Origin of the sequence: Snodgrassella sp. ESL0323, assembly GCF_013346865.1 — a bacterium.
Classification (GTDB): Bacteria; Pseudomonadota; Gammaproteobacteria; order Burkholderiales; family Neisseriaceae; genus Snodgrassella; species Snodgrassella alvi.
Genome location: NZ_JAAEDT010000004.1, coordinates 19,615 through 39,886, shown reverse-complemented (window position 1 = coordinate 39,886; position 20,272 = coordinate 19,615). Strand labels below are relative to the sequence as shown.

Below are 20,272 nucleotides of genomic sequence, written 5' to 3'. Positions count from 1 at the left end.
ATCTTTTTCATTTTATATTACATAAAACAATTCAATACTATGCATTATTCCGGATCTAATATTAATTTATAATTTCAGCATCCGCCGGTTTTCTTTTAAAGAAGATATTTACTGCTTAGCATGAATTTATTTTAAATAATTTATTTACAGCCTTAATTAAATAAGCACCAGTTTAGTTGATCAGACACAACATTTCATTAATTTTAATGGCAATTGTGGCAAACTCATTTTTGTTAATGATATATTATCTATTTAATAATAATTTACCAATACATATGAATAAGCAGAAATTTAACAGAAAAGAGTATATTATAAATAAATTATGTTTTCTCTTGTTTATGTTTGTTATTTTATATTACCCCCTGAAATTTGCCAAACATTATTTATTTGATTTAAGTTATCAGGAAATATTGGAGTTTCCCTGGCGAGGCGATAGGTGTGAGTCACATTCTGGAGAACCGAAATTTGAATGTTCATGCGGTGGCGGTATGATTGAACCTGACGATGAGTTTAAAATTACTAAAGATGGATATTTACATTGGAAAGATCAGCTCGTGGGTAAAGTGGTGTTAATAGAAAAACCTAGTCTTTTCACAACAGGAGAAATACTTACAGGTGGTTACATGAAAATTATTGATTCAAAAACAGGAGACATTTGTTATTATGATTCTGTCATGAAATAATCGTACCATAGCGATAAACTCAGTATCCATAGCCTGAGAAGATATTTACTACCTATATAGTGGCAATCTGTCTATATGGCAGATTATGCTCAGATATCCATAAATTTACCTGATACTGAAAATAGTACTTTCTGATAACACAGACAAATTTAATGACGGTATATGTATTTATCAGACTACTTTAATCTGCTTTATTAAAAACAAATCTTAGATTGGTTACTGTTTAAGCTTACAGCCTGCTGGTAAATATTATCTCTTTATCGGATATGGCAGAATTTTTCAATATCCGCTTCAATCACAGCGTAATACCATATTATCCCGATGGATCGGCTCCTGTTCTTTCACATAGCCCAATAATTCTTCTATATATGCAGAAACACCATCTTTTTCATTTTATATTACATAAAACAATTCAATACTATGCATTATTCCGGATCTAATATTAATTTATAATTTCAGCATCCGCCGGTTTTCTTTTAAAGAAGATATTTACTGCTTAGCATGAATTTATTTTAAATAATTTATTTACAGCCTTAATTAAATAAGCACCAGTTTAGTTGATCTGGCGTAACACTATATTAATTTTGATGGTAGTTATCACTAATAATTTTTATTAATGATATACTATTTATTTGACAATAATTTACTAAATATATGAATAAGCAGAAATTTAACAGAAAAGAATATATTATAAATATTATAAATAAGTTATGTTTTCTCCTAGTTATGTCTATTATTTTATATTTCCCCCTGAAATTTGCCAAACATTATTTATTTGATTTAAGTTATCAGGAAATATTGGAGTTTGCCTGGCGACCAGATAGTTGTGAGTCACATTCTGGAGAACCGAAATTAAAATGTTCCTGCAAATACGGTATGATTGAACCTGACGATAAAAATTATAAAATTACTAAAGATGGATATTTACATTGGAAACATCAGCTCGTGGGTAAAGTGGTGTTAATAGAAAAACCTAGTTTTTTCACAACAGGAGAAATACTTACAGGTGGTTACATGAAAATTATTGATTCAGAAACTGGAGACATTTGTTATTATGATTCTGTCATATAACAATCGCACTACAGCGATAAACTCAACATCCATAGCCTGAGAAAATATTTACCACCTATATAGTAACAATCTGTCTATATGGCAGATTATGCTTAGATATCCATAAATTTACCTGATATTGAAAACAGTACTTTCTGATAACACAGACAAATTTAATGATGGTATATGTATTTATCAGGCTACTTTAATCTGTTTTATTAAAAACAAATTGCCCTATGCTACATCTTAGATTGGTTGCTGTTTAAGCTTACAGCCTGCTGGTAAATATTATCTTCTTTATTGGATTTGGCAGATTTTTTCAATATCTGCTTCAATCACGACGTAATACCATATTATCCCGATGGATCAGTTCCTGTTCTGCCACATAGCCCAATAATTCTTCTATAGCCTGAGACGGCTGCCGCAATAAACGCCCAATTTCATGATCATTATAATTAACCAGTCCGCGGGCAATTTCTTTACCGGACTGATCACATACTGCCACTAGTGAGCCACGATCAAAATGACCACTGACAGCAACACAACCGATAGCCAGCAGACTGGAGTGCTGTGTTTTCAGTGCCTGTTCCGCACCCTCATCAACAGTTAGCTTACCAGCCAGTTGTACCTGCCCAAGTAACCATTGCTGGCGTGCGCTCAACCGGCTACCGGCCGGGGTAAATAAAGTACCCGTTTGTGCGCCTTCCAGTAACCGGACTAATACATTTTCAGCATACCCGTTGGCGATACAGGTTGCAGCACCGCTTAAAGCAGCCCGTCTTGCAGCCAGTACTTTGGTATACATACCTCCGGTGCCCACGCTGCTGCCTGCTCCGCCGGCCATACTTTCCAGGTCTGGATGATTGGCAGCAATTTTATGAATCAGTCTGGCTTCAGTATGCTTACGCGGATCTTTGTCATACAAACCATTCTGATCTGTCAGAATAATCAGTACATCAGCTTCAATCAGGTTAGTTACCAAAGCACCAAGGGTATCATTATCACCAAGTTTGATTTCATCAATGGTAACAGTATCATTTTCATTAATAATCGGTACTACTCCCTGCTCCAGCAGAGTGCGGATAGTACTACGGGCATTTAAATAGCGGGTACGGTGACTCAAGTCATCATGTGTCAGCAGAATCTGTGCTGTCCGGATATGCAGTGATTCAAACGCAATCTCATATGCCTGAGCCAGTCCCATTTGCCCCACTGCGGCGGCAGCCTGTAATTCATTAATTGCTTTGGGACGTACCTGCCAGCCCAGCCGTTTCATACCTTCTGCAATAGCACCACTGGATACCAGTACTACCTGAATACCATTCGCACGTAATTGCGCAATCTGCTGTGCCCAGTTATTCAGGATATTCTGATCTACCCCATGTCCGCCATTGGTCACCAGACTGGAACCTACTTTTACTACCACACATTCAGTCTGGCGGATATCAAATTCTGAGTTATTCATGCTTATTATGCAGTTGTTATGTCAACGGTTGAATAGTTATTTTACCTGTGCGCATTTGTTTTGATAAGTGTGTACGGCTGTTATAAAAACAGCAGCCGTAGTGGCTGCTGTTGAAGGACTAAATTCAGATTAACTATGCAGTAATGCCTGTACACACCAGTTCATTACACCATCAGGCAAAATACCCCATAACAGCAATAATAAACCGTTAACAGATAAAACGATTTTACCGAGAAAAGTCATATTGAATACTGGTTCGGCAACAGAATCCGGATTATCGAAATAGATGGTTTTAACCACACGCAGATAATAGAAAGCACCAATCAACGACATTATTACTGCATACACAGAAACCCACAGATAGCCGCTGGCCAATAACGCTTTAATAACGGCCAGCTTGGCATAAAAGCCCATCAATGGCGGAATACCGGCCATTGAAAACATCGCCAGCAGCATTAAAAATGCATACCATGCATTTTTCTGGTTCAGGCCGGCAAGATCACTGATATTCTGGCATTCAATATCCTTGCCGGAGAGCAGAACCAGAATAGCAAACGCTACAGAGGCCATTAAAGCATAGGTTATTGCATAATACATAGCTGCAGCACAGCCAGACTGACCGGACAGAAGAGCCAGCATAATGAAACCCATATGGGCTACTGTTGAAAAACCAAGCATACGTTTAATGTTGGTTTGCATGATAGCAGCCAGATTACCCACAAACAGTGAGGCAATACCCAGCAGCAACAGTAATTCACGCCAGCTTTCCCACTGAGTCAGCAGACCGTAAACCAGGATACGGAAAGCGAAGACTGTAGCCGCAATTTTCGGTGCTGTACCCACCAGTGCAGCGACTGCAGTCGGCGCACCCTGATACACATCCGGCACCCACATATGAAATGGTACACCACCCAGTTTAAATACAATACCGGCAACAATAAATACCAGCCCGAGTTTCAATAACCACGGATTGGTTGTTTCCTGGCTGGCAGCAAGCACCTGCTGCAGCTGTAATGTACCTGTTGCACCGTATATCAGTGAAATACCGTATAACAGTAAACCTGAGGCCAGTGCACCAAGCACAAAATACTTCAATGCAGCTTCAGCAGCACGGCCACTATCGCGCTGCAAGGCAATTAAAGCATAAAGCGCCAGCGAAAGCAGCTCCAGCCCGACATATAAAGTCAGGAAGTGGCTGGCTGAAACCATAATATTCATGCCCAGCAGTGCAAACAGGGTTAGCGTATAGAATTCACCCTGATAAATATGTTTAGCACGCAGATAAGTCTGGCTGTAAATAAACAAGGCAATAACCAGTACATACATGCATAACTTGGCCAGTTGAGCCATGCCGTCCAGTACAAACATATCATGGAAGGCATATTGCGGCTGTTCTTTCCATACCAGACACTGTACCGCGGCGGTCAGTATCAGACCGATAACTGACAGGGTACAGGTTATCCAGCGTTGTCGGTCATTAAGCCATAAGTCCACCAGCAATACTGTAAACAGTACTACAGTCAGCACCATATCCGGTGCAGCGGGAAATATTGTTAAATCTGTCCAGTTCATTCACATTTCCTTACAGTTTGCTTTGTGCCGCTTGGACTATCAAATCATTTGCTGCCTGATGCACGACAGCGATAAACGGTTCCGGATACAAACCAAATCCCAGTACCGCTACAGCCAGAATCACCAGAATTAGCAGTTCGCGTTTGTTTACATCTTTTAATTGCGCAACTTCCGGATTTTTGATGGCACCAAAAACAACCCGTTTAAACATCCACAAGGTATATGCTGCACCATAAATCAGGGTTAACGCCGCCAGTGCACCAACCCAGAAATTGGTTTTTACTGCACCGACAATGACCATAAATTCGCCTACAAATCCTGATGTACCGGGCAAACCGGCATTAGCCATAGCAAAGAACAGCATGAAAGAAGCAAATACCGGCATACTGTTTACGACACCGCCGTAAGCTGAAATATCGCGGGTGTGCATCCGGTCATACATCACACCGATACTCATAAACATAGCGGCTGAAACAAAACCGTGCGAAATCATCTGCATAATGGCACCTTTAAAGGCCCAGTCATTCAGATAGCCGCCGGTAAACAGGAAAAAGCCTAAAGTGACAAATCCCATATGGCTGATGGAAGAGTACGCCACCAGTTTTTTCATATCAGTTTGTACCAGTGCCACCATACCGATGTAAATTACCGCCACCAGGCTGAGCACGATGATTACCGGCGCAATATAACGTGCTGCATCCGGCAAAATAGGCAGAATAAAGCGCAGGAATCCGTAACCACCTATTTTCAGAGTAATTGCCGCCAGTACCATTGAACCACCGGTCGGCGCTTCTACGTGAGCATCCGGCAACCATGTATGCACTGGCCACATCGGCACTTTAACCGCAAAAGACAGGAAGAAAGCGATAAACAGCAGAATTTGCGCCGTCATCGCAAGGTGCTTGATATTGTGCCATGCTTCAATAGAAAAACTGCCGGTCTGATTAGACAGATAGACAAAACCAACCAGCATCAGTAATGAACCCATTAAGGTATACAGAAAGAATTTGATTGATGCATATACCCGTCTCGGACCACCCCAGATACCGATAATCAGATACATCGGAATCAGCATGCCTTCGAAGAATACATAGAATACGATGGCATCCATTGCTGCAAATGCGCCATTAATCAGTCCTGACATAATCAGGAAAGCGGCCATATACTGCGCAGGCCGTTTCTGGATTACCTGCCAGCCGGCCAGAACAACCAGTAAAGTAGTAAAACTGTTCAGAATCACAAACAGAACTGACAACCCATCCACACCTAATGCATAGTTGATGTTGAGACTCTCAATCCAGACATGAAATTCTGTAAACTGAAATCCGCCATTTAAACGGTTGAATTTAAAAAACAGCGGTAAAGTTATGAGAAAAGAAACCAGCGCACCGATTAAGGCCAGCACTCTGGCTATACCTGCGTGTTTGTCTGAGCCGGTAGCCAGCACTGCGACGCCAGCCACTACAGGCAGCCAAATCGCCAAACTGAGTAAGTTATCGTACATATTTATAGCCTAAAGATACCAAGTTGAATGCCCGCAATTAACCGCCAAACATTGTTTTAAGCAACGGCCAGAAAGTCCATGCCACCAGTACAAATACACCCACAACCATTGCTGTAGCATAGGTATAGATGTATCCGGTCTGAATACGCCGTATCAGCGCTGCTACAGCAGCGACAACGCGTGCAGCACCATTAACAATTAATTTATCAATAATGAAAACGTCGCCAACTTTCCAGAACAACGTTCCCAGCAGACGGCTGCCTTTGGCAAACACATTATAGTAAATAGTATCCAGATAGTATTTATTATCTAGCAGGGTATAAACCGGACGTATAGATGCAGCAATTCTGGCCGGAATCTGTGGTTTTTTCATATAGAAGAACCACGCCAGTACAACACCGGCAATCACCAGCCATAACACAGGAGTTGTCAGACTGTGCAGAGCCATAGCAAATATGCCGTGGTACTCTTCCTCTACGGATGCCAGTGCAGGATGTGCAGCACTGTTAATAAAAATCACATGCTGATAAAAATCACTGAACAGCATCGGCTTCATTGCCCACATACCTACAAATACTGAAGGGATAGCCAGCAGAATCAGCGGAATGGTTACCACCAGCGGGCTCTCATGCGGATTATCCTGTGGTTTCAGTCCATGATGTTCTTCTGCATGATGATGTTCGCTATGTTCGGCTTTGCGCCATTTTTCTTCACCATGAAATACCAGGAAATACAATCGGAATGAGTAGAATGCGGTGACAAACACACTGGCTACCAGAGCTACATAGGCCACACTACTGAATGGCAGCGTTGACGCTTTTACTGCCTCAATAATTGAATCCTTGGAATAGAAACCGGAGAAAAATGGTGTGCCAATCAGCGATAATGAACCAATTAGCATACAAATCCATGTTACCGGCATGTATTTACGCAATCCGCCCATATGACGCATATCTTGATCATGGTGCATACCCATAATCACACTACCGGCGGCCAGAAATAACAGTGCTTTGAAGAAAGCATGGGTCATGACATGGAAAACAGCAATATTATAGGCAGAGGCACCCAAGGCTACCGTCATATAACCTAACTGTGACAAGGTTGAATAAGCAATCACCCGTTTAATGTCATTCTGAATCATACCCAGAAAGCCCATAAACAGCGCAGTAATGGTACCGGATACCATAATCACACCCAGAGCAGTATCAGACAACTCATACAGGGGTGACATACGAGATACCATGAATATACCGGCTGTTACCATGGTTGCCGCATGAATCAGAGCTGAAATCGGTGTCGGACCCTCCATTGAATCCGGTAACCAGACATGCAACGGAAACTGCGCCGATTTACCCATCGCGCCCACAAACAGCAAAATGCAGGTAACGGTAATCAAAGACCACGGATGACCTGGAATCAGTTCGATAGTGGCATTTTTAACCTGATCAATATGCTGGAAAACATCAGCATAACGAAGGCTGCCACCGAAATAAGCCAGTACCAGACCAATACCCAGTACAAAACCGAAGTCGCCGACACGATTAACCAGAAATGCTTTCAGATTGGCAAAAATAGCACTGTCACGTTTAAAGTAAAAACCAATCAGCAGGTAAGACACCAGCCCTACAGCCTCCCAGCCGAAGAACAACTGAATGAAGTTATTACTCATTACCAGCATCAGCATGGAGAAAGTAAACAGTGAGATATAGCTGAAAAAGCGCTGATAGCCGTCATCATCACTCATATAGCCGATAGTATAGATATGCACCATCAGCGATACGCTGGTCACAATCACCAACATAGTGGCAGTAAGGGTATCAATCAGAAACCCTACTGAGAAGTCCAGACCGCCCATGGTCAGCCATGTATACACATTTTCATCAAAGGGCTGACGGGTTCCGGTCATAAAACCATAGAGTACCCAGGCAGACAGTACTGCCGAAACAGCTACACCTGCTATGGTAACGCTATGCGCACCTTTACGGCCGATCAGCTTACCGCATAAACCGGCCAGTAATGAACCGATGAGCGGAGCCAAAGCAATAATCAGATAAACACTCATAATTTTTCTCTCGTTCCTCTCACCTATTAGCCTTTGAGACTATCCAGATCCTGTACATTAATGCTCTGACGGTTACGGAAAATTAGAACCATAATTGCCAGACCAATAGCAGATTCTGCCGCAGCAACTGTCAGAATAAAAAAGACGAAAATCTGTCCGGCGGTGTCGCCGAGATAACGGGAAAAAGCCACAAAGTTAAAATTTACCGCTAACAGCATTAGCTCGATTGACATCAGTAATACGAGCACGTTTTTGCGGTTCATAAATATACCCATGGCAGAAATAGCAAACAGTATTGCGCTGAGCACCAGATAATGGGTTAAGGTAATCATGCTTTCTGCTCCCCTTCAGTTGCTTCTTTACTTGCTTCTTCAGTGACCGGTGCAGTGATTTCAGGCTGCATTTTCACCATACGGAAACGATCTTTTGCCTGTACTCTAACCTGTTCGGCCGGATTGGTACGACGAGGATTGTATGTCTGCCGGTGAACCAGAGCTATTGCGGCCACCATCCCCAGCACCAGCAATACAGCCGCCAGTTCAAACGGTAACAGATAGGTAGTGTAAATCTGCATCCCCAGATCATGTACATTGCTGTAATCTGCAGGCAGCGGAGAATCCTTACCCAGACTCGCCAGATGCAGTTGAGGATTTACCAGAATAACAATCAGTAAGGCAGCAGTCAGGATACCCACCAGTGCTGCAACAGGTGCATGCCGCCAGAAGCCAGCGCGCATCTGCTCAACATCAATATTGAGCATCATGATGACAAACAGGAACAGTACCATCACCGCACCCACGTACACCACTACCAGTACAATGCCGAGAAATTCAGCCTGCATCAGAATCCACATCATGGCACTGGCACAGAATGTCAGAACCAGAAACAAAACCGCATGTACCGGATTTTTGGCAATAACTGTATTTATCGCGCCAAACAAAATCACGGCGGCAAATACATAAAACAGAATTAATGGTAAATTCATGACCACCTCTTAACGATATGGCGCATCTGCGGCTTTGCATTTAGCGATATCTTCTTCATAGCGATCGCCAATAGCCAGCAACATGGGTTTAGTGAAATATAAATCACCGCGTTTTTCACCGTGATATTCGAAAATCCGGGTTTCAACAATAGCATCAACCGGGCAAGCTTCCTCACAGAAACCACAGAAAATACATTTAGTCAGATCAATATCATAGCGCGTGGTCCGGCGTGTACCATCCTCACGTTTTTCAGATTCTATATTGATTGCCATGGCCGGACAGACAGCTTCACATAGTTTGCAGGCAATACAGCGTTCTTCACCATTGGGATAACGTCGTTGTGCATGCAAACCACGAAAGCGAACTGATTGCGGAGTTTTTTCTTCAGGAAAATATATGGTTTCCTTGCGCGCAAAGAAGTTTTTCAGAGTTACTTTCATACCCGAAAGCAACTCGGTCATCAGAAAGGTTTTAATTATATTTGCCATATCAGAGCCTTTCCCTGCTTAATGCCATAAATTCAGGGGTGAAATCATCCACAAACCCAATACAATTACTGCCACAATGGTTACCGGAATCAATACTTTCCAGCCAAGACGCATAATCTGGTCATAACGGTAACGCGGGAATGTTGCACGTATCCACAGATAAAAGTACAACACCAGTGCCATTTTCAGAAACATCCACAATACACTCGGGGTACCAATGAAGCCCCAGCTTTGCGGAAAGGGAGATAACCAGCCACCAAAGAACAGCAGAGCCGTCAGAGCAGCCACCAGAATCATGAAAATGTATTCGGCCAGAAAGAATAACGCGAAAGCAAAACCGGAATACTCTACATGGAAACCGGCAACAATTTCCGATTCACCTTCGGCTACGTCAAATGGCGCACGGTTGGTTTCGGCCACAGCGGAAATCAGATACACCACAAACAGCGGGAATAAAGGCAGCCAGTTCCATGAGAAAATGGAACCACCGGCATAACCTTTTGCCTGAGACATAACAATGTCATGAAAATCCATACTTCCGGAAACCATAATCACACCAATCAGCGCAAATCCCATGGCAATCTCATAGGAAATAGTTTGCGCAGAAGCTCGCATGGCACCGAGAAAAGCATATTTAGAATTGGAAGCCCAGCCGGCAATGATGACACCATACACAGACAGTGAAGTAATCATCAGAATATAAAGTAAACCGGCATTAATTCGGGTAAGAAACCATGTTTCACTAAACGGGATAACTGCCCAGGCAGCAAAAGCCGGCATCAGTGACATCATCGGTCCGATATAGAACAGTGCCTTATTAGCCTGCGACGGGCGGGTAACTTCCTTGAACAGCAGTTTTAATACATCGGCAAACGGCTGGATTAAGCCATACGGTCCGGTAACGTTCGGCCCAACCCGCAGTTGCATATAACCGATAACTTTACGTTCGAAATAAGTCAGATAGGCTACGGTAATAATCAGCGGCAGCATGATGATGACAATCTTGACGATGACAGACACCAGTAAACCGAAGTCGTTGCCCAGTAATTGTTGAAACCACGCTTGCATGATTATCCTTTACTCAATTCAACAGTGGTCAATAAAGCGCCTAAGTGCCAGTTACTCTGATGTAATGGCAAAAACAGTACATTTTCCGGCAAGGTATCATCCGTAGTGATGGTAATCGATACGGTACTATTGCCTTGTTTAGCCTGTGCGGTATCTCCATTACTCAAACCAAACCGGGCCAGTGTCACACTGTTGGTACGTGCAACCGGTACTGCGGCATGAACTGTACTCTGTAAGGGTTCGGAACGGCGCACAATCGCATCAGTTGCATACAGACTAACGCCGCCAACACGTACCAGACTGATATCGGGATCACTGGTAGCAACCGGTTGTATACGATTGTTCAACAAAGCTGGTATCTGATCTTTGGTAACTGCATCAGCCAGAATCTGCTGGGTATTTTCATATTCAAAGCCCGGCAATTCCAGTACATTACCCAGTACGCGTAATACCTTCCATAAAGGTCTGGCTTCTCTGTAAGCTTGTACAACACCATGAAAAGACTGTAATCGCCCTTCCATGCTGATAAAACTGCCTGAGGTTTCTGTGAATGGCGTAATTGGCAATAATACGTCTGCAACTTCACGCAATACGTCGCTATCGTAAGCAGTGAATGCCATTACTGTCTGAGCCTGTTTCAGGGCTGCAATGGCCGCAGCTCCGTTGGCTACATCCATATCCGGTTCAACATTGAGCAGCATTACTGCCTGTTTAGGCTGCTTAATTTGTGCAGCAATGGTATTTTCTGCTTTACTGGCCGCCACGCCTACGATTTCAGCACCAATACTATTGGCCGCCTGCGGCAATACGCCCAGTATACTGTCAGTAGCTTCAGCCAGATCCTGTGCCGCTGCATAAATTGCCGCTGCATCCGGATGGTTCAAAACATCCGCACCAAGAATAATGCTGGCTTTTTCAGCTTTTAATAAGGCCTGACCTACTTCGCTGTTAAGCGCATCACTAAGCCAGTCAATCCATTGATAAGGATGCAGGCTAAGCTGCGCCAGTAACGGCATAAACAGCTCTTCAGCAGCAGCAGCCACCACTGCTACTTTAGTTCCGTTTTTAGCCGCCTGACGGATACGGGCTGTTAATAATGGCTGTTCCTGCCGTAAGCGTGCGCCTACCAGCAAAATCACCTCATTCTCTGCCAGCTGTTCAATACTCTGTCCCAGCCACTGAGCGCCTTCAGCAGCTGCACCAAAACGCTCATCAAGCTGACGCAAGCGACTGTCAACAGCATTCACGCCCAGCGCATTAGCCAGTTTACGGGTCAGGTACATTTCTTCAACAGTATTGGCCGGATTGACCCACATACCAATTGCATCGGTACCGAAATCATGGCTGACACCATGCAAACCTTTAGTCACATAATCCAGTGCAGTTTGCCAGTCAACCGTATGCCACTGGTTGTCCTGTTTAATTTGCGGCTGAGTTAAACGTTGCTGATACAAACCTGCATAGGCAAAACGGTCACGGTCACTGAGCCAGCACTCATTGATGGCTTCGTTTTCCAGTGGCAGTACCCGGCGCACGGTATGGTCTTTAGTTTGCACAATCAGATTACTGCCCAGTGCATCGTGAGCAGACACAGATTTACGCCGACTTAATTCCCATGAACGGCTGTCATAACGAAATGGTTTGCTGGTTAGTGCACCCACCGGACACAAATCAATCACGTTGCCAGACAGCTCGGTTTCCAGTGTTTTACCGTTAAACGGTGTAATTTCAGAGCATTCACCACGATTCATCATGGCCAACTCCTGCTTACCGGCAATTTCTTCAGTAAAGCGGATACAGCGGGTACAGTGAATACAGCGGCTCATTTCAGCAGCAGAAACCAGTGGCCCCATTTCTTTACCGGCCACAGCATGTTTAGCCTCAGTATAACGGCTGGCACCTTTACCATAGCCCATTGACAAGTCCTGCAACAGGCATTCACCACCCTGATCACAAATAGGACAGTCCAGCGGATGGTTAATCAGCAGGAATTCCATTACCCCTTTCTGGGCATCTTTAGTCATGGGCGAATTGGTTTTAACAACCATACCATCGGTGACCGGCGTAGCACAGGCAGGTAATGGCTTGCGCGATTTTTCCACCTCAACCAGACACATACGACAGTTGGCGGCGATGGACAATTTTTTGTGATAGCAAAAGTGCGGAATGAATGTACCGGCCTTATGGGCGGCTTCTATCACCGTACTGCCCTGCTCGACAGAAAGTTGTTTACCGTCAATTTGAATTTGTAACATAGGTTCGCAATCCTAACTAAGCAGATAGTGCCTTAGCACCAGCGATGTTCTTTCATGGGTTTGCCGTGTTCGATGTAGTGCTCAAATTCGGGGCGGAAATGTTTCATAAAGCCCTGTATCGGCATAACAGCCGCATCTGCCAGTGCACAGATGGTACGTCCGGAAATATTACTACCCAGTGATTCCAGCAAATCCAGATCCTCCGGCCGGCCTTTGCCGGAGGTAATACGGTGAATAATGCGATACAGCCAGCCGGTTCCTTCACGGCACGGCGTACATTGCCCGCATGATTCTTCAAAATAGAAATAGCTCAGTCGTTCCAGTGCTCTGACCATGCATACATCTTCATCCATGACAATGACCGCACCGGAACCCAGCATAGAACCTGCCTTGGCTATGGCATCATAATCCATGGTTAGTTCCATCATGATGTCTGCCGGTAATACCGGTGCAGAAGAACCTCCGGGAATAACCGCCTTAAGTTTTTTGCCATTTCGCATGCCACCGCACATTTCCAGCAAATCCTTAAACGGTGTACCCAGCGGAATTTCATAGTTACCCGGGCGTTCTACGTGACCGGATACTGAAAAAAGCTTGGTACCACCATTATTGGGGATACCTTTATCAGCAAACAGCTGACCGCCGTCGCGGATAATGAACGGTACAGAAGAAAAAGTTTCAGTATTGTTAACAGTTGTAGGCTTACCATATAAACCATATGAAGCCGGAAACGGCGGTTTGAAACGCGGTTGCCCTTTTTTGCCTTCCAAAGACTCTAATAAAGCAGTTTCTTCACCACAGATATAGGCACCATAACCATGATGAGCATGCAACTCAAAGCTGAAATTACTGCCCAGAATATTTTGTCCGAGTAATCCTGCTTCGCGCGCCTGCTGTAAAGCCGTTTCAAAACGCAGATAGCTCTCGAAGATTTCGCCGTGTATATAGTTATAGCCTACAGCAGCGCCCATAGCGTAGCCGCCGATAATCATGCCTTCAATCAGGGCATGCGGATTGTAGTCGATGATATCGCGGTCTTTGAATGTACCCGGTTCACCCTCATCCGTATTGCACACGATATATTTGGTACCCGGAAAAGAACGTGGCATAAAGCTCCATTTCAGCCCGGTAGGAAAACCGGCACCGCCACGACCGCGCAGACCGGAAGTTTTAAGCTCGGCAATTACATCATCCTGCGATACATTTTCGCTGATAATTTTTTTCAATGCCTGATATCCGCCGCGAGCAATATAAGCTTCCAGTGTCCAGCAATTAGAGTCTGAAGTATCAACCTGATCAAAAATCACGCCATTCTGGTACATTGCCATTAGTTCAACTCCGCCAGTTTTGCTTCAATGGCTTCTTCGCTCATAAAGCTACACATTTTATGATTATTGACTAATATTACCGGCGCATCGCCACAGGCACCCATACATTCGCCTTCAACCAGAGTATATTTACCATCGGCTGTGGTTTCACCATAGCGGATACCCAGACGTTTTTGCAGATACTCACCTGCATTTACTCCGCCACGCAGGGCACAGGGCAGATTTGTACACACAGTAAGTTTATATTTACCTACCGGTTTCAGGTTATACATATTATAAAAAGTAGCAACTTCTAATGCCTGCGCCGGCGGAATACCAATGTAATCAGCTACTTCTTCAATAGTTTCCGGCTGAAGCCAGCCCAGCTCGGTCTGCGCAATACGCAAGGCAGACATAATGGCACTACGGCGCTGATCAGCCGGATATTTTGCCAGTTCTATATCAATCTGTTTTAAGCTGTTAGGGGACAACATTATCTATCCACCTCCCCGAATACGATATCCTGTGTACCAATAATAGCCACCACATCAGCCAGCATGTGACCGCGTGCCATTTCGTCCATCCCTTGCAAATGAGCAAACCCCGGAGCACGAATCTTCATCCGGTAAGGTTTATTGGCACCATCAGAAATCAGATATACCCCGAACTCGCCTTTAGGATGCTCGGTGGGCACATAAACTTCACCCTCAGGTACATGCATACCTTCGGTAAACAGCTTAAAGTGATGGATTAATTCTTCCATACCGTCTTTCATGGCGGTACGGTGCGGCGGGGCCACAGTATGGTCATCAATAATTACCGGACCGGGATTGGCTTTAAGCCAGTCAACACACTGACGGATAATACGGTTGGCCTGACGCATTTCATGAATACGGCACAGATAACGGTCATAGCAGTCACCATTAATCCCTACCGGAATATCAAAATCTACCTGAGCATAAGCATCATAAGGCTGTTTCTTACGCACATCCCACTCAATACCGGAACCGCGCAGCATCACACCGGTAAATCCTTTTTGCAGAGCACGCTCCGGGGATACTACACCGATACCGACTGTACGCTGCTTCCAGATACGGTTATCCGTGAGCAGATTTTCATATTCATCCACACAGGCGGGAAAGCGGTTGGTAAAGTCTTCAATGAAGTCCAGCAAGGTACCTTCACGACTGGCATTCAGTTTTTGCAAAACTTTGGCATTACGGTATTTACTGGATTCGTATTTAGGCATGAAATCCGGTAAATCCCGGTATACACCACCCGGGCGGAAATAAGCTGCATGCATGCGCGCACCTGATACCGCCTCATAGATATCCATCAAATCTTCCCGCTCGCGGAAAGCATAGAGAAATACCGTCATGGCACCAATATCCAGCGCATGAGAACCGACACCCATCAAATGATTAAGAATACGGGTAATTTCAGCAAACATCACACGGATATACTGAGCGCGAACCGGCACTTCGATATTCAGCAGGCGCTCCACTGACAGGCAGTATGCCTGCTCATTACACATCATGGATACGTAGTCCAGACGATCCATATATGGCAATGCCTGTAAATAGGTGCGTGATTCAGCCAGTTTTTCTGTGCCGCGGTGCAACAGACCGATATGCGGATCGGCACGAACGATATTTTCACCGTCCATTTCCAGAATCAGGCGCAATACGCCGTGTGCTGCCGGATGCTGCGGCCCGAAGTTAATGGTGTAATTGCGTAACTTAGACACCGTACTGCTCCTCTCTCACCACGCGCGGTGTAATTTCACGCGGTTCAATCGTTACCGGCTGATAAATTACGCGGCCTTCGGCCTCGTCATAACGCATTTCAACATAGCCGGAAACAGGGAAATCTTTGCGAAACGGATGACCGACAAAGCCGTAATCAGTCAGAATACGGCGCAAATCAGGATGGTTGTTAAACAGGATGCCAAACATATCGAATGCTTCACGCTCATACCAGTTGGCTCCGTTATAGATATCAACAACAGAATCTACTGTAGGAAAATCTTCAGCCTCAGCCCAGACACGCACACGCACACGCCAGTTATTGGCTACTGACAGCAGATGACTGACTACAGCAAAACGCTTACCTTCCCATGGCTCATTTTTATAGCTCTGGTAATCGACTCCGCACAGATCAATGAGTGTTTCAAATTTCAATTCATTGTGGTCACGCAGCGTTTGCATAAGCTGATGATAATCAGCTGCTGCACAATCCAGTGTCAGCTCACCACGGTCAAGACAGTAACGTACCTTATCGCCGAAAGTGGCTTCGCACACGGCTTTCAGTATTGCCAAATCTGCCATATTTCCCTCACTTTCATACACGCGCGATAGTGGCGGTACGTTTAATTTTCAGCTGCAACTGCAATAGTCCGTATACCAGCGCTTCAGCAGTTGGCGGACAGCCCGGTACATATACGTCAACCGGTACAATCCGGTCGCAGCCCCGAACCACAGAATAAGAGTAATGATAATAACCGCCGCCATTGGCACAGGAACCCATAGACAGTACCCAGCGCGGTTCGGCCATCTGGTCATAAACACGCCGCAAAGCAGGAGCCATTTTATTGCACAGCGTACCGGCGACAATCATCAGATCGGCCTGACGCGGTGACGGGCGGAAAATAATACCAAAGCGGTCAAGGTCATAACGGGCAGCACCAGCTTGCATCATCTCTACGGCACAACAGGCCAGACCAAAAGTAGCCGGCCACAACGAACCAGTACGCACATAATTGAGTACGGTATCGGCAGTGGTTGTGACAAATCCTTTTTTTAAAACGCCTTCTATTCCCATTCCAGAGCGCCTTTTTTCCATTCATAAATAAAGCCGATAACCAGAATCAGCAAAAACACCATCATTGACCAGAATCCGTATGCGCCCAGCTCTTTAAATACAACTGCCCAGGGCACCATAAAGGCAACTTCAAGGTCAAACAGGATGAATAAAATGGCTACCAGATAGTAACGCACGTCGAATTTCATTCGTGCATTTTCAAAAGCTTCGAAACCGCACTCAAACGGTTCCTGTTTCATTTTGTATGGCCGGTTCGGTCCTAGCAATAAACCGAGAGAGATAAACAGAACACCAGCGGCAAAGCCAACCAGAACAAATATTAATATGGGGAAATAATTCGCCAACATAACTGCGCTGACCTTATGCAAATATTGGTAAAATTGATGTATTGTAACTAATTTCGAACGTTATTAAAAGCGCGTATTACATTAAAAGAAAATAAAAAAATAATGTTTTCAATAGGATATTGAGAATTATTATCATTAGCATTTATTCAGTATTACGTTTGGTTTCTCATATTTTTTGTAACCAGAAAACAGCAAAAGTCAATCATGGATTTTTTCATTTATTCCGGTCAGTTATACTCATTAAAGCAATTTATGCTTTTGGGTTAAAATAATCAGCATAATAGAATATTACATTTCATATATTTAATTAATTTAATTTAGCATATATCTAATAGTAATATTAATTTGTAAAATTATCATTTTTTAACTGTACTGCTACTTATATCAGTTTTACAATACAGATATCATGGAAATAAAAATTAATAAATACAATGACATATAATCAAATATATAAACCTGAGGACTGCCACGGCATAAATGACATTCGTACAGAAATAGATCATATTGATTATGCGGTGATCCAGTTACTTTCCGCCCGCTTTGAATATGTCAAAGCGGCCAGTAAATTTAAAATGAATGCTAAAGACGTACAAGCGAATGAACGTTTTAACAGCATGCTTGAAAAACGCAAACAATGGGCAGATGAGCAGGGACTGAACGGAGACGTAATCAAGTCCCTGTTTTGCGAACTGGTGAAATATTTTATTGCAGAAGAATTAAAAGAATTTGAACAAAAATAAATTTGCATGAATTCTTTTCATTTTCAGTATGAGGCTGAAATACCACTATTCTGCTTCAGCCCGCCGGAAATCGCGTACGCGGAAACCCAGAGCAAATAGTGATCCGAAATATAAAATAATACCGGTAACAATCAAAATACTTAATTGCCCTACTTTTGCCAACCCGCTACTGTGCCAGTTAAACGGCAGCCAATACTGTAATAACCATAACCCCAGACCCATAACAACAAGAGCCACCGTCAGACGCAATAGAAAACGCAGCCAGCCGGGGCTGGGAGTATACAATTTCTGTCGCCGTAACAGAGTAAACAGTAATCCAGCATTAATACAGGCGCCAAGACTAATAGCCAGAGCCAGCCCGACATGATGCAGCTTCCAGACAAACAGCAAATTCATCAGCTGAGTCATACATAAAGTAAAAATAGCAATTTTTACCGGCGTTTTAATGTTCTGACGCGCATAAAATCCCGGTGCAAGGACTTTAATCAGAATCAGACCAATCAAACCAACAGCATAAGCAATAAGCGCCCCCTGAGTCATTATTGCATCATACTCATTAAACTGCCGGTACATAAATAAAGTTGCCACCAGAGGAAATGACAGCACAGCCATACCCACTGCTGCCGGTAAAGTTAACAGCATGCACAGGCGTAATCCCCAGTCCAGCAATGCAGAAAAGCTGGCTATATCATTAGTAGCTGAGTGTTTAGACAAAGTGGGCAAAAGAATGGTTCCCAGTGCCACACCAAGCACACCAGTCGGTAATTCCATCAAGCGGTCAGCATAATACATCCAGGATACTGAACCGGATTGCAAATAAGAAGCAAAAATCGTGTTTATCACCAGCGATATTTGCGCTACCGATACCCCCAGTATAGCCGGTGCCATTTGTCTGAGTACCCGGTTGACTGCTTTGTCCTTAAAATTGAGTCTGGGGATAGTCAGAAAACCCAGTTTAAATAAATAAGGCAGCTGATACAGCAACTGTAATAATCCGCCCACAAATACTGCCCAGGCCAGCGCCAGAACCGGAGGATGAAAGTAAGGTGCCAGCCACAGAGCAAATACGATAAAGGAGATATTCAGAAAAGTCGGCGTAAAGGCCGGAACAATAAACTGATGATAAGTATTCAGAATACTGCCAACCAGTGAAGACAGCGATATCAGAAAAATATATGGAAAAGTAATCCGCAGCAGTTGTACCGACAGAGCAAATTTATCGGCATCCTGCTGAAAACCGGGAGCAGAAATATAAATCACAACAGGTGCGGCCAGGATTCCGATCGCCGTTACAATAATCAGAACAAATGAAAGCAGTCCGGCCACATGCTGCACAAAAGCCCGGGTAGCTTCGGGTGACCGTGTTTCCTTGTACTCAGCAAGTATCGGTACAAAAGCCTGTGAAAATGCGCCTTCTGCAAAAATACGCCGTAACAGATTAGGCAGTTTAAATGCCACAAAAAAAGCATCAGTAGCCATCCCCGCACCAAAACTGCGGGCAATAATGGTATCGCGAATGAAACCCAGAACACGCGACAGCATAGTCATGCTGCTGACTTTAGCCAGAGTACGCAGTAAATTCATCAGAAATGCCAATTAAAAAACAAAGGCGAAGTGTACACCGGAATGTTAGCCGATTCTATTAATGGACTAACTTCATTTATAAAACATATCAATTTTAATAATAAAATGGATTCAGAATTAACATTGAAATGGTATAGACTCTTGAATAATTTTTACAAAAAAATATATAATTGTTCAATATAAATTATATTTTTCTTTTTAATCGTTTGCGTACTCTCGTTGATTTTCTTTAGTTATTAAATCCCCTTAAACAATGCAATAAAACTATATCGACAATAAGTGAGTTAATTTTATCGTCTTATTAGCTAAATTCGGAAATTAGTCATAAAAATTATTAATAT

Annotated in this window: 19 protein-coding genes; 3 read left to right on the top strand and 16 right to left on the bottom strand. The window is 43.7% G+C overall.

The window, feature by feature from the left end:
* Positions 1-206: 206 nt before the first annotated feature.
* Both GY065_RS00650 and GY065_RS00645 read left to right on the top strand, forming a co-directional pair.
* Positions 207-683, top strand: a complete 477-nt coding sequence (locus tag GY065_RS00650; RefSeq protein WP_174832603.1) for a hypothetical protein — start codon at positions 207-209, stop codon at positions 681-683.
* A 726-nt stretch (positions 684-1,409) separates the two neighbouring features.
* Complete coding sequence (locus GY065_RS00645) at positions 1,410-1,754, top strand: hypothetical protein (RefSeq protein ID WP_174832601.1); 345 nt, start codon at positions 1,410-1,412, stop codon at positions 1,752-1,754.
* A gap of 310 nt (positions 1,755-2,064) precedes the next feature.
* Here GY065_RS00645 and proB read toward each other — a convergent pair whose 3' ends face one another.
* The 15 genes from proB to GY065_RS00570 all read right to left on the bottom strand — a co-directional run bounded on the left by proB (position 2,065) and on the right by GY065_RS00570 (position 17,607).
* Positions 2,065-3,198, bottom strand: a complete 1,134-nt coding sequence (gene proB, locus GY065_RS00640) for a glutamate 5-kinase (protein ID WP_084585812.1) — start codon at positions 3,196-3,198, stop codon at positions 2,065-2,067.
* A gap of 129 nt (positions 3,199-3,327) precedes the next feature.
* On the bottom strand, positions 3,328-4,770 hold the full coding sequence (nuoN, locus tag GY065_RS00635; RefSeq protein ID WP_084562108.1) for an NADH-quinone oxidoreductase subunit NuoN: 1,443 nt from the start codon (positions 4,768-4,770) through the stop codon (positions 3,328-3,330).
* A 10-nt stretch (positions 4,771-4,780) separates the two neighbouring features.
* Positions 4,781-6,274, bottom strand: a complete 1,494-nt coding sequence (locus GY065_RS00630; protein ID WP_096765907.1) for an NADH-quinone oxidoreductase subunit M — start codon at positions 6,272-6,274, stop codon at positions 4,781-4,783.
* Positions 6,275-6,311: 37 nt separating this feature from the next.
* Complete coding sequence (gene nuoL / locus GY065_RS00625; protein ID WP_025329733.1) at positions 6,312-8,336, bottom strand: NADH-quinone oxidoreductase subunit L; 2,025 nt, start codon at positions 8,334-8,336, stop codon at positions 6,312-6,314.
* 26 nt (positions 8,337-8,362) lie between these two features.
* On the bottom strand, positions 8,363-8,668 hold the full coding sequence (gene nuoK, locus GY065_RS00620; RefSeq protein WP_025329732.1) for an NADH-quinone oxidoreductase subunit NuoK: 306 nt from the start codon (positions 8,666-8,668) through the stop codon (positions 8,363-8,365).
* Positions 8,665-9,321: an NADH-quinone oxidoreductase subunit J gene (locus GY065_RS00615; RefSeq protein ID WP_174832600.1), complete on the bottom strand. Its 657-nt coding sequence runs from the start codon at positions 9,319-9,321 to the stop codon at positions 8,665-8,667. The genes nuoK and GY065_RS00615 overlap by 4 nt, the downstream gene beginning before the upstream one ends.
* A 9-nt stretch (positions 9,322-9,330) precedes the next feature.
* Positions 9,331-9,810 carry an NADH-quinone oxidoreductase subunit NuoI gene (gene nuoI / locus GY065_RS00610; protein ID WP_025329730.1) on the bottom strand — a complete coding sequence of 160 codons (480 nt, stop codon included), beginning with the start codon at positions 9,808-9,810 and terminating at the stop codon, positions 9,331-9,333.
* A gap of 18 nt (positions 9,811-9,828) precedes the next feature.
* The gene (gene nuoH / locus GY065_RS00605) at positions 9,829-10,878 is read right to left on the bottom strand and encodes an NADH-quinone oxidoreductase subunit NuoH (protein WP_025329729.1); all 1,050 of its coding nucleotides are present in this window, start codon (positions 10,876-10,878) and stop codon (positions 9,829-9,831) included.
* Positions 10,879-10,880: 2 nt separating this feature from the next.
* The gene (nuoG, locus tag GY065_RS00600; protein ID WP_174832599.1) at positions 10,881-13,133 is read right to left on the bottom strand and encodes an NADH-quinone oxidoreductase subunit NuoG; all 2,253 of its coding nucleotides are present in this window, start codon (positions 13,131-13,133) and stop codon (positions 10,881-10,883) included.
* Positions 13,134-13,165: 32 nt separating this feature from the next.
* Positions 13,166-14,461, bottom strand: a complete 1,296-nt coding sequence (gene nuoF / locus GY065_RS00595; protein WP_078474500.1) for an NADH-quinone oxidoreductase subunit NuoF — start codon at positions 14,459-14,461, stop codon at positions 13,166-13,168.
* A complete protein-coding gene (gene nuoE / locus GY065_RS00590; RefSeq protein WP_025329726.1) occupies positions 14,461-14,934 on the bottom strand; it encodes an NADH-quinone oxidoreductase subunit NuoE in 474 nt (157 codons plus the stop codon). Before nuoE ends, nuoF begins: the two co-directional genes overlap by 1 nt.
* A complete protein-coding gene (locus GY065_RS00585) occupies positions 14,934-16,187 on the bottom strand; it encodes an NADH-quinone oxidoreductase subunit D (protein ID WP_025329725.1) in 1,254 nt (417 codons plus the stop codon). Before GY065_RS00585 ends, nuoE begins: the two co-directional genes overlap by 1 nt.
* Positions 16,180-16,767, bottom strand: coding sequence for an NADH-quinone oxidoreductase subunit C (locus GY065_RS00580; protein WP_084552676.1), 588 nt, complete (start codon positions 16,765-16,767; stop codon positions 16,180-16,182). The genes GY065_RS00585 and GY065_RS00580 overlap by 8 nt, the downstream gene beginning before the upstream one ends.
* Before the next feature lie 13 nt (positions 16,768-16,780).
* Positions 16,781-17,260, bottom strand: a complete 480-nt coding sequence (locus GY065_RS00575) for an NADH-quinone oxidoreductase subunit B family protein (RefSeq protein WP_025329723.1) — start codon at positions 17,258-17,260, stop codon at positions 16,781-16,783.
* Positions 17,251-17,607 (bottom strand): NADH-quinone oxidoreductase subunit A, encoded by a 357-nt coding sequence (locus GY065_RS00570; protein WP_025329722.1) that lies wholly within the window; start codon positions 17,605-17,607, stop codon positions 17,251-17,253. The genes GY065_RS00575 and GY065_RS00570 overlap by 10 nt, the downstream gene beginning before the upstream one ends.
* A 431-nt stretch (positions 17,608-18,038) precedes the next feature.
* Here GY065_RS00570 and GY065_RS00565 point away from each other — a divergent pair, with 431 nt between their 5' ends.
* The gene (locus GY065_RS00565) at positions 18,039-18,347 is read left to right on the top strand and encodes a chorismate mutase (protein WP_037473754.1); all 309 of its coding nucleotides are present in this window, start codon (positions 18,039-18,041) and stop codon (positions 18,345-18,347) included.
* Between the two features lie 45 nt (positions 18,348-18,392).
* On the opposite strand, the gene murJ is transcribed toward GY065_RS00565, so the two are convergent.
* A complete protein-coding gene (gene murJ, locus GY065_RS00560; protein ID WP_174832598.1) occupies positions 18,393-19,931 on the bottom strand; it encodes a murein biosynthesis integral membrane protein MurJ in 1,539 nt (512 codons plus the stop codon).
* Positions 19,932-20,272 lie beyond the last annotated feature (341 nt).

Coding starts and splice junctions, on each gene's coding strand:
- GY065_RS00650 (WP_174832603.1), top strand. CDS start 207: ATGGCAATTGTGGCAAACTCATTTTTGTTAATGATATATTATCTATTT.
- GY065_RS00645 (WP_174832601.1), top strand. CDS start 1,410: ATGTCTATTATTTTATATTTCCCCCTGAAATTTGCCAAACATTATTTA.
- proB (WP_084585812.1), bottom strand. CDS start 3,198: ATGAATAACTCAGAATTTGATATCCGCCAGACTGAATGTGTGGTAGTA.
- nuoN (WP_084562108.1), bottom strand. CDS start 4,770: ATGAACTGGACAGATTTAACAATATTTCCCGCTGCACCGGATATGGTG.
- GY065_RS00630 (WP_096765907.1), bottom strand. CDS start 6,274: ATGTACGATAACTTACTCAGTTTGGCGATTTGGCTGCCTGTAGTGGCT.
- nuoL (WP_025329733.1), bottom strand. CDS start 8,336: ATGAGTGTTTATCTGATTATTGCTTTGGCTCCGCTCATCGGTTCATTA.
- nuoK (WP_025329732.1), bottom strand. CDS start 8,668: ATGATTACCTTAACCCATTATCTGGTGCTCAGCGCAATACTGTTTGCT.
- GY065_RS00615 (WP_174832600.1), bottom strand. CDS start 9,321: ATGAATTTACCATTAATTCTGTTTTATGTATTTGCCGCCGTGATTTTG.
- nuoI (WP_025329730.1), bottom strand. CDS start 9,810: ATGGCAAATATAATTAAAACCTTTCTGATGACCGAGTTGCTTTCGGGT.
- nuoH (WP_025329729.1), bottom strand. CDS start 10,878: ATGCAAGCGTGGTTTCAACAATTACTGGGCAACGACTTCGGTTTACTG.
- nuoG (WP_174832599.1), bottom strand. CDS start 13,133: ATGTTACAAATTCAAATTGACGGTAAACAACTTTCTGTCGAGCAGGGC.
- nuoF (WP_078474500.1), bottom strand. CDS start 14,461: ATGGCAATGTACCAGAATGGCGTGATTTTTGATCAGGTTGATACTTCA.
- nuoE (WP_025329726.1), bottom strand. CDS start 14,934: ATGTTGTCCCCTAACAGCTTAAAACAGATTGATATAGAACTGGCAAAA.
- GY065_RS00580 (WP_084552676.1), bottom strand. CDS start 16,767: ATGGCAGATTTGGCAATACTGAAAGCCGTGTGCGAAGCCACTTTCGGC.
- GY065_RS00575 (WP_025329723.1), bottom strand. CDS start 17,260: ATGGGAATAGAAGGCGTTTTAAAAAAAGGATTTGTCACAACCACTGCC.
- GY065_RS00570 (WP_025329722.1), bottom strand. CDS start 17,607: ATGTTGGCGAATTATTTCCCCATATTAATATTTGTTCTGGTTGGCTTT.
- GY065_RS00565 (WP_037473754.1), top strand. CDS start 18,039: ATGACATATAATCAAATATATAAACCTGAGGACTGCCACGGCATAAAT.
- murJ (WP_174832598.1), bottom strand. CDS start 19,931: ATGAATTTACTGCGTACTCTGGCTAAAGTCAGCAGCATGACTATGCTG.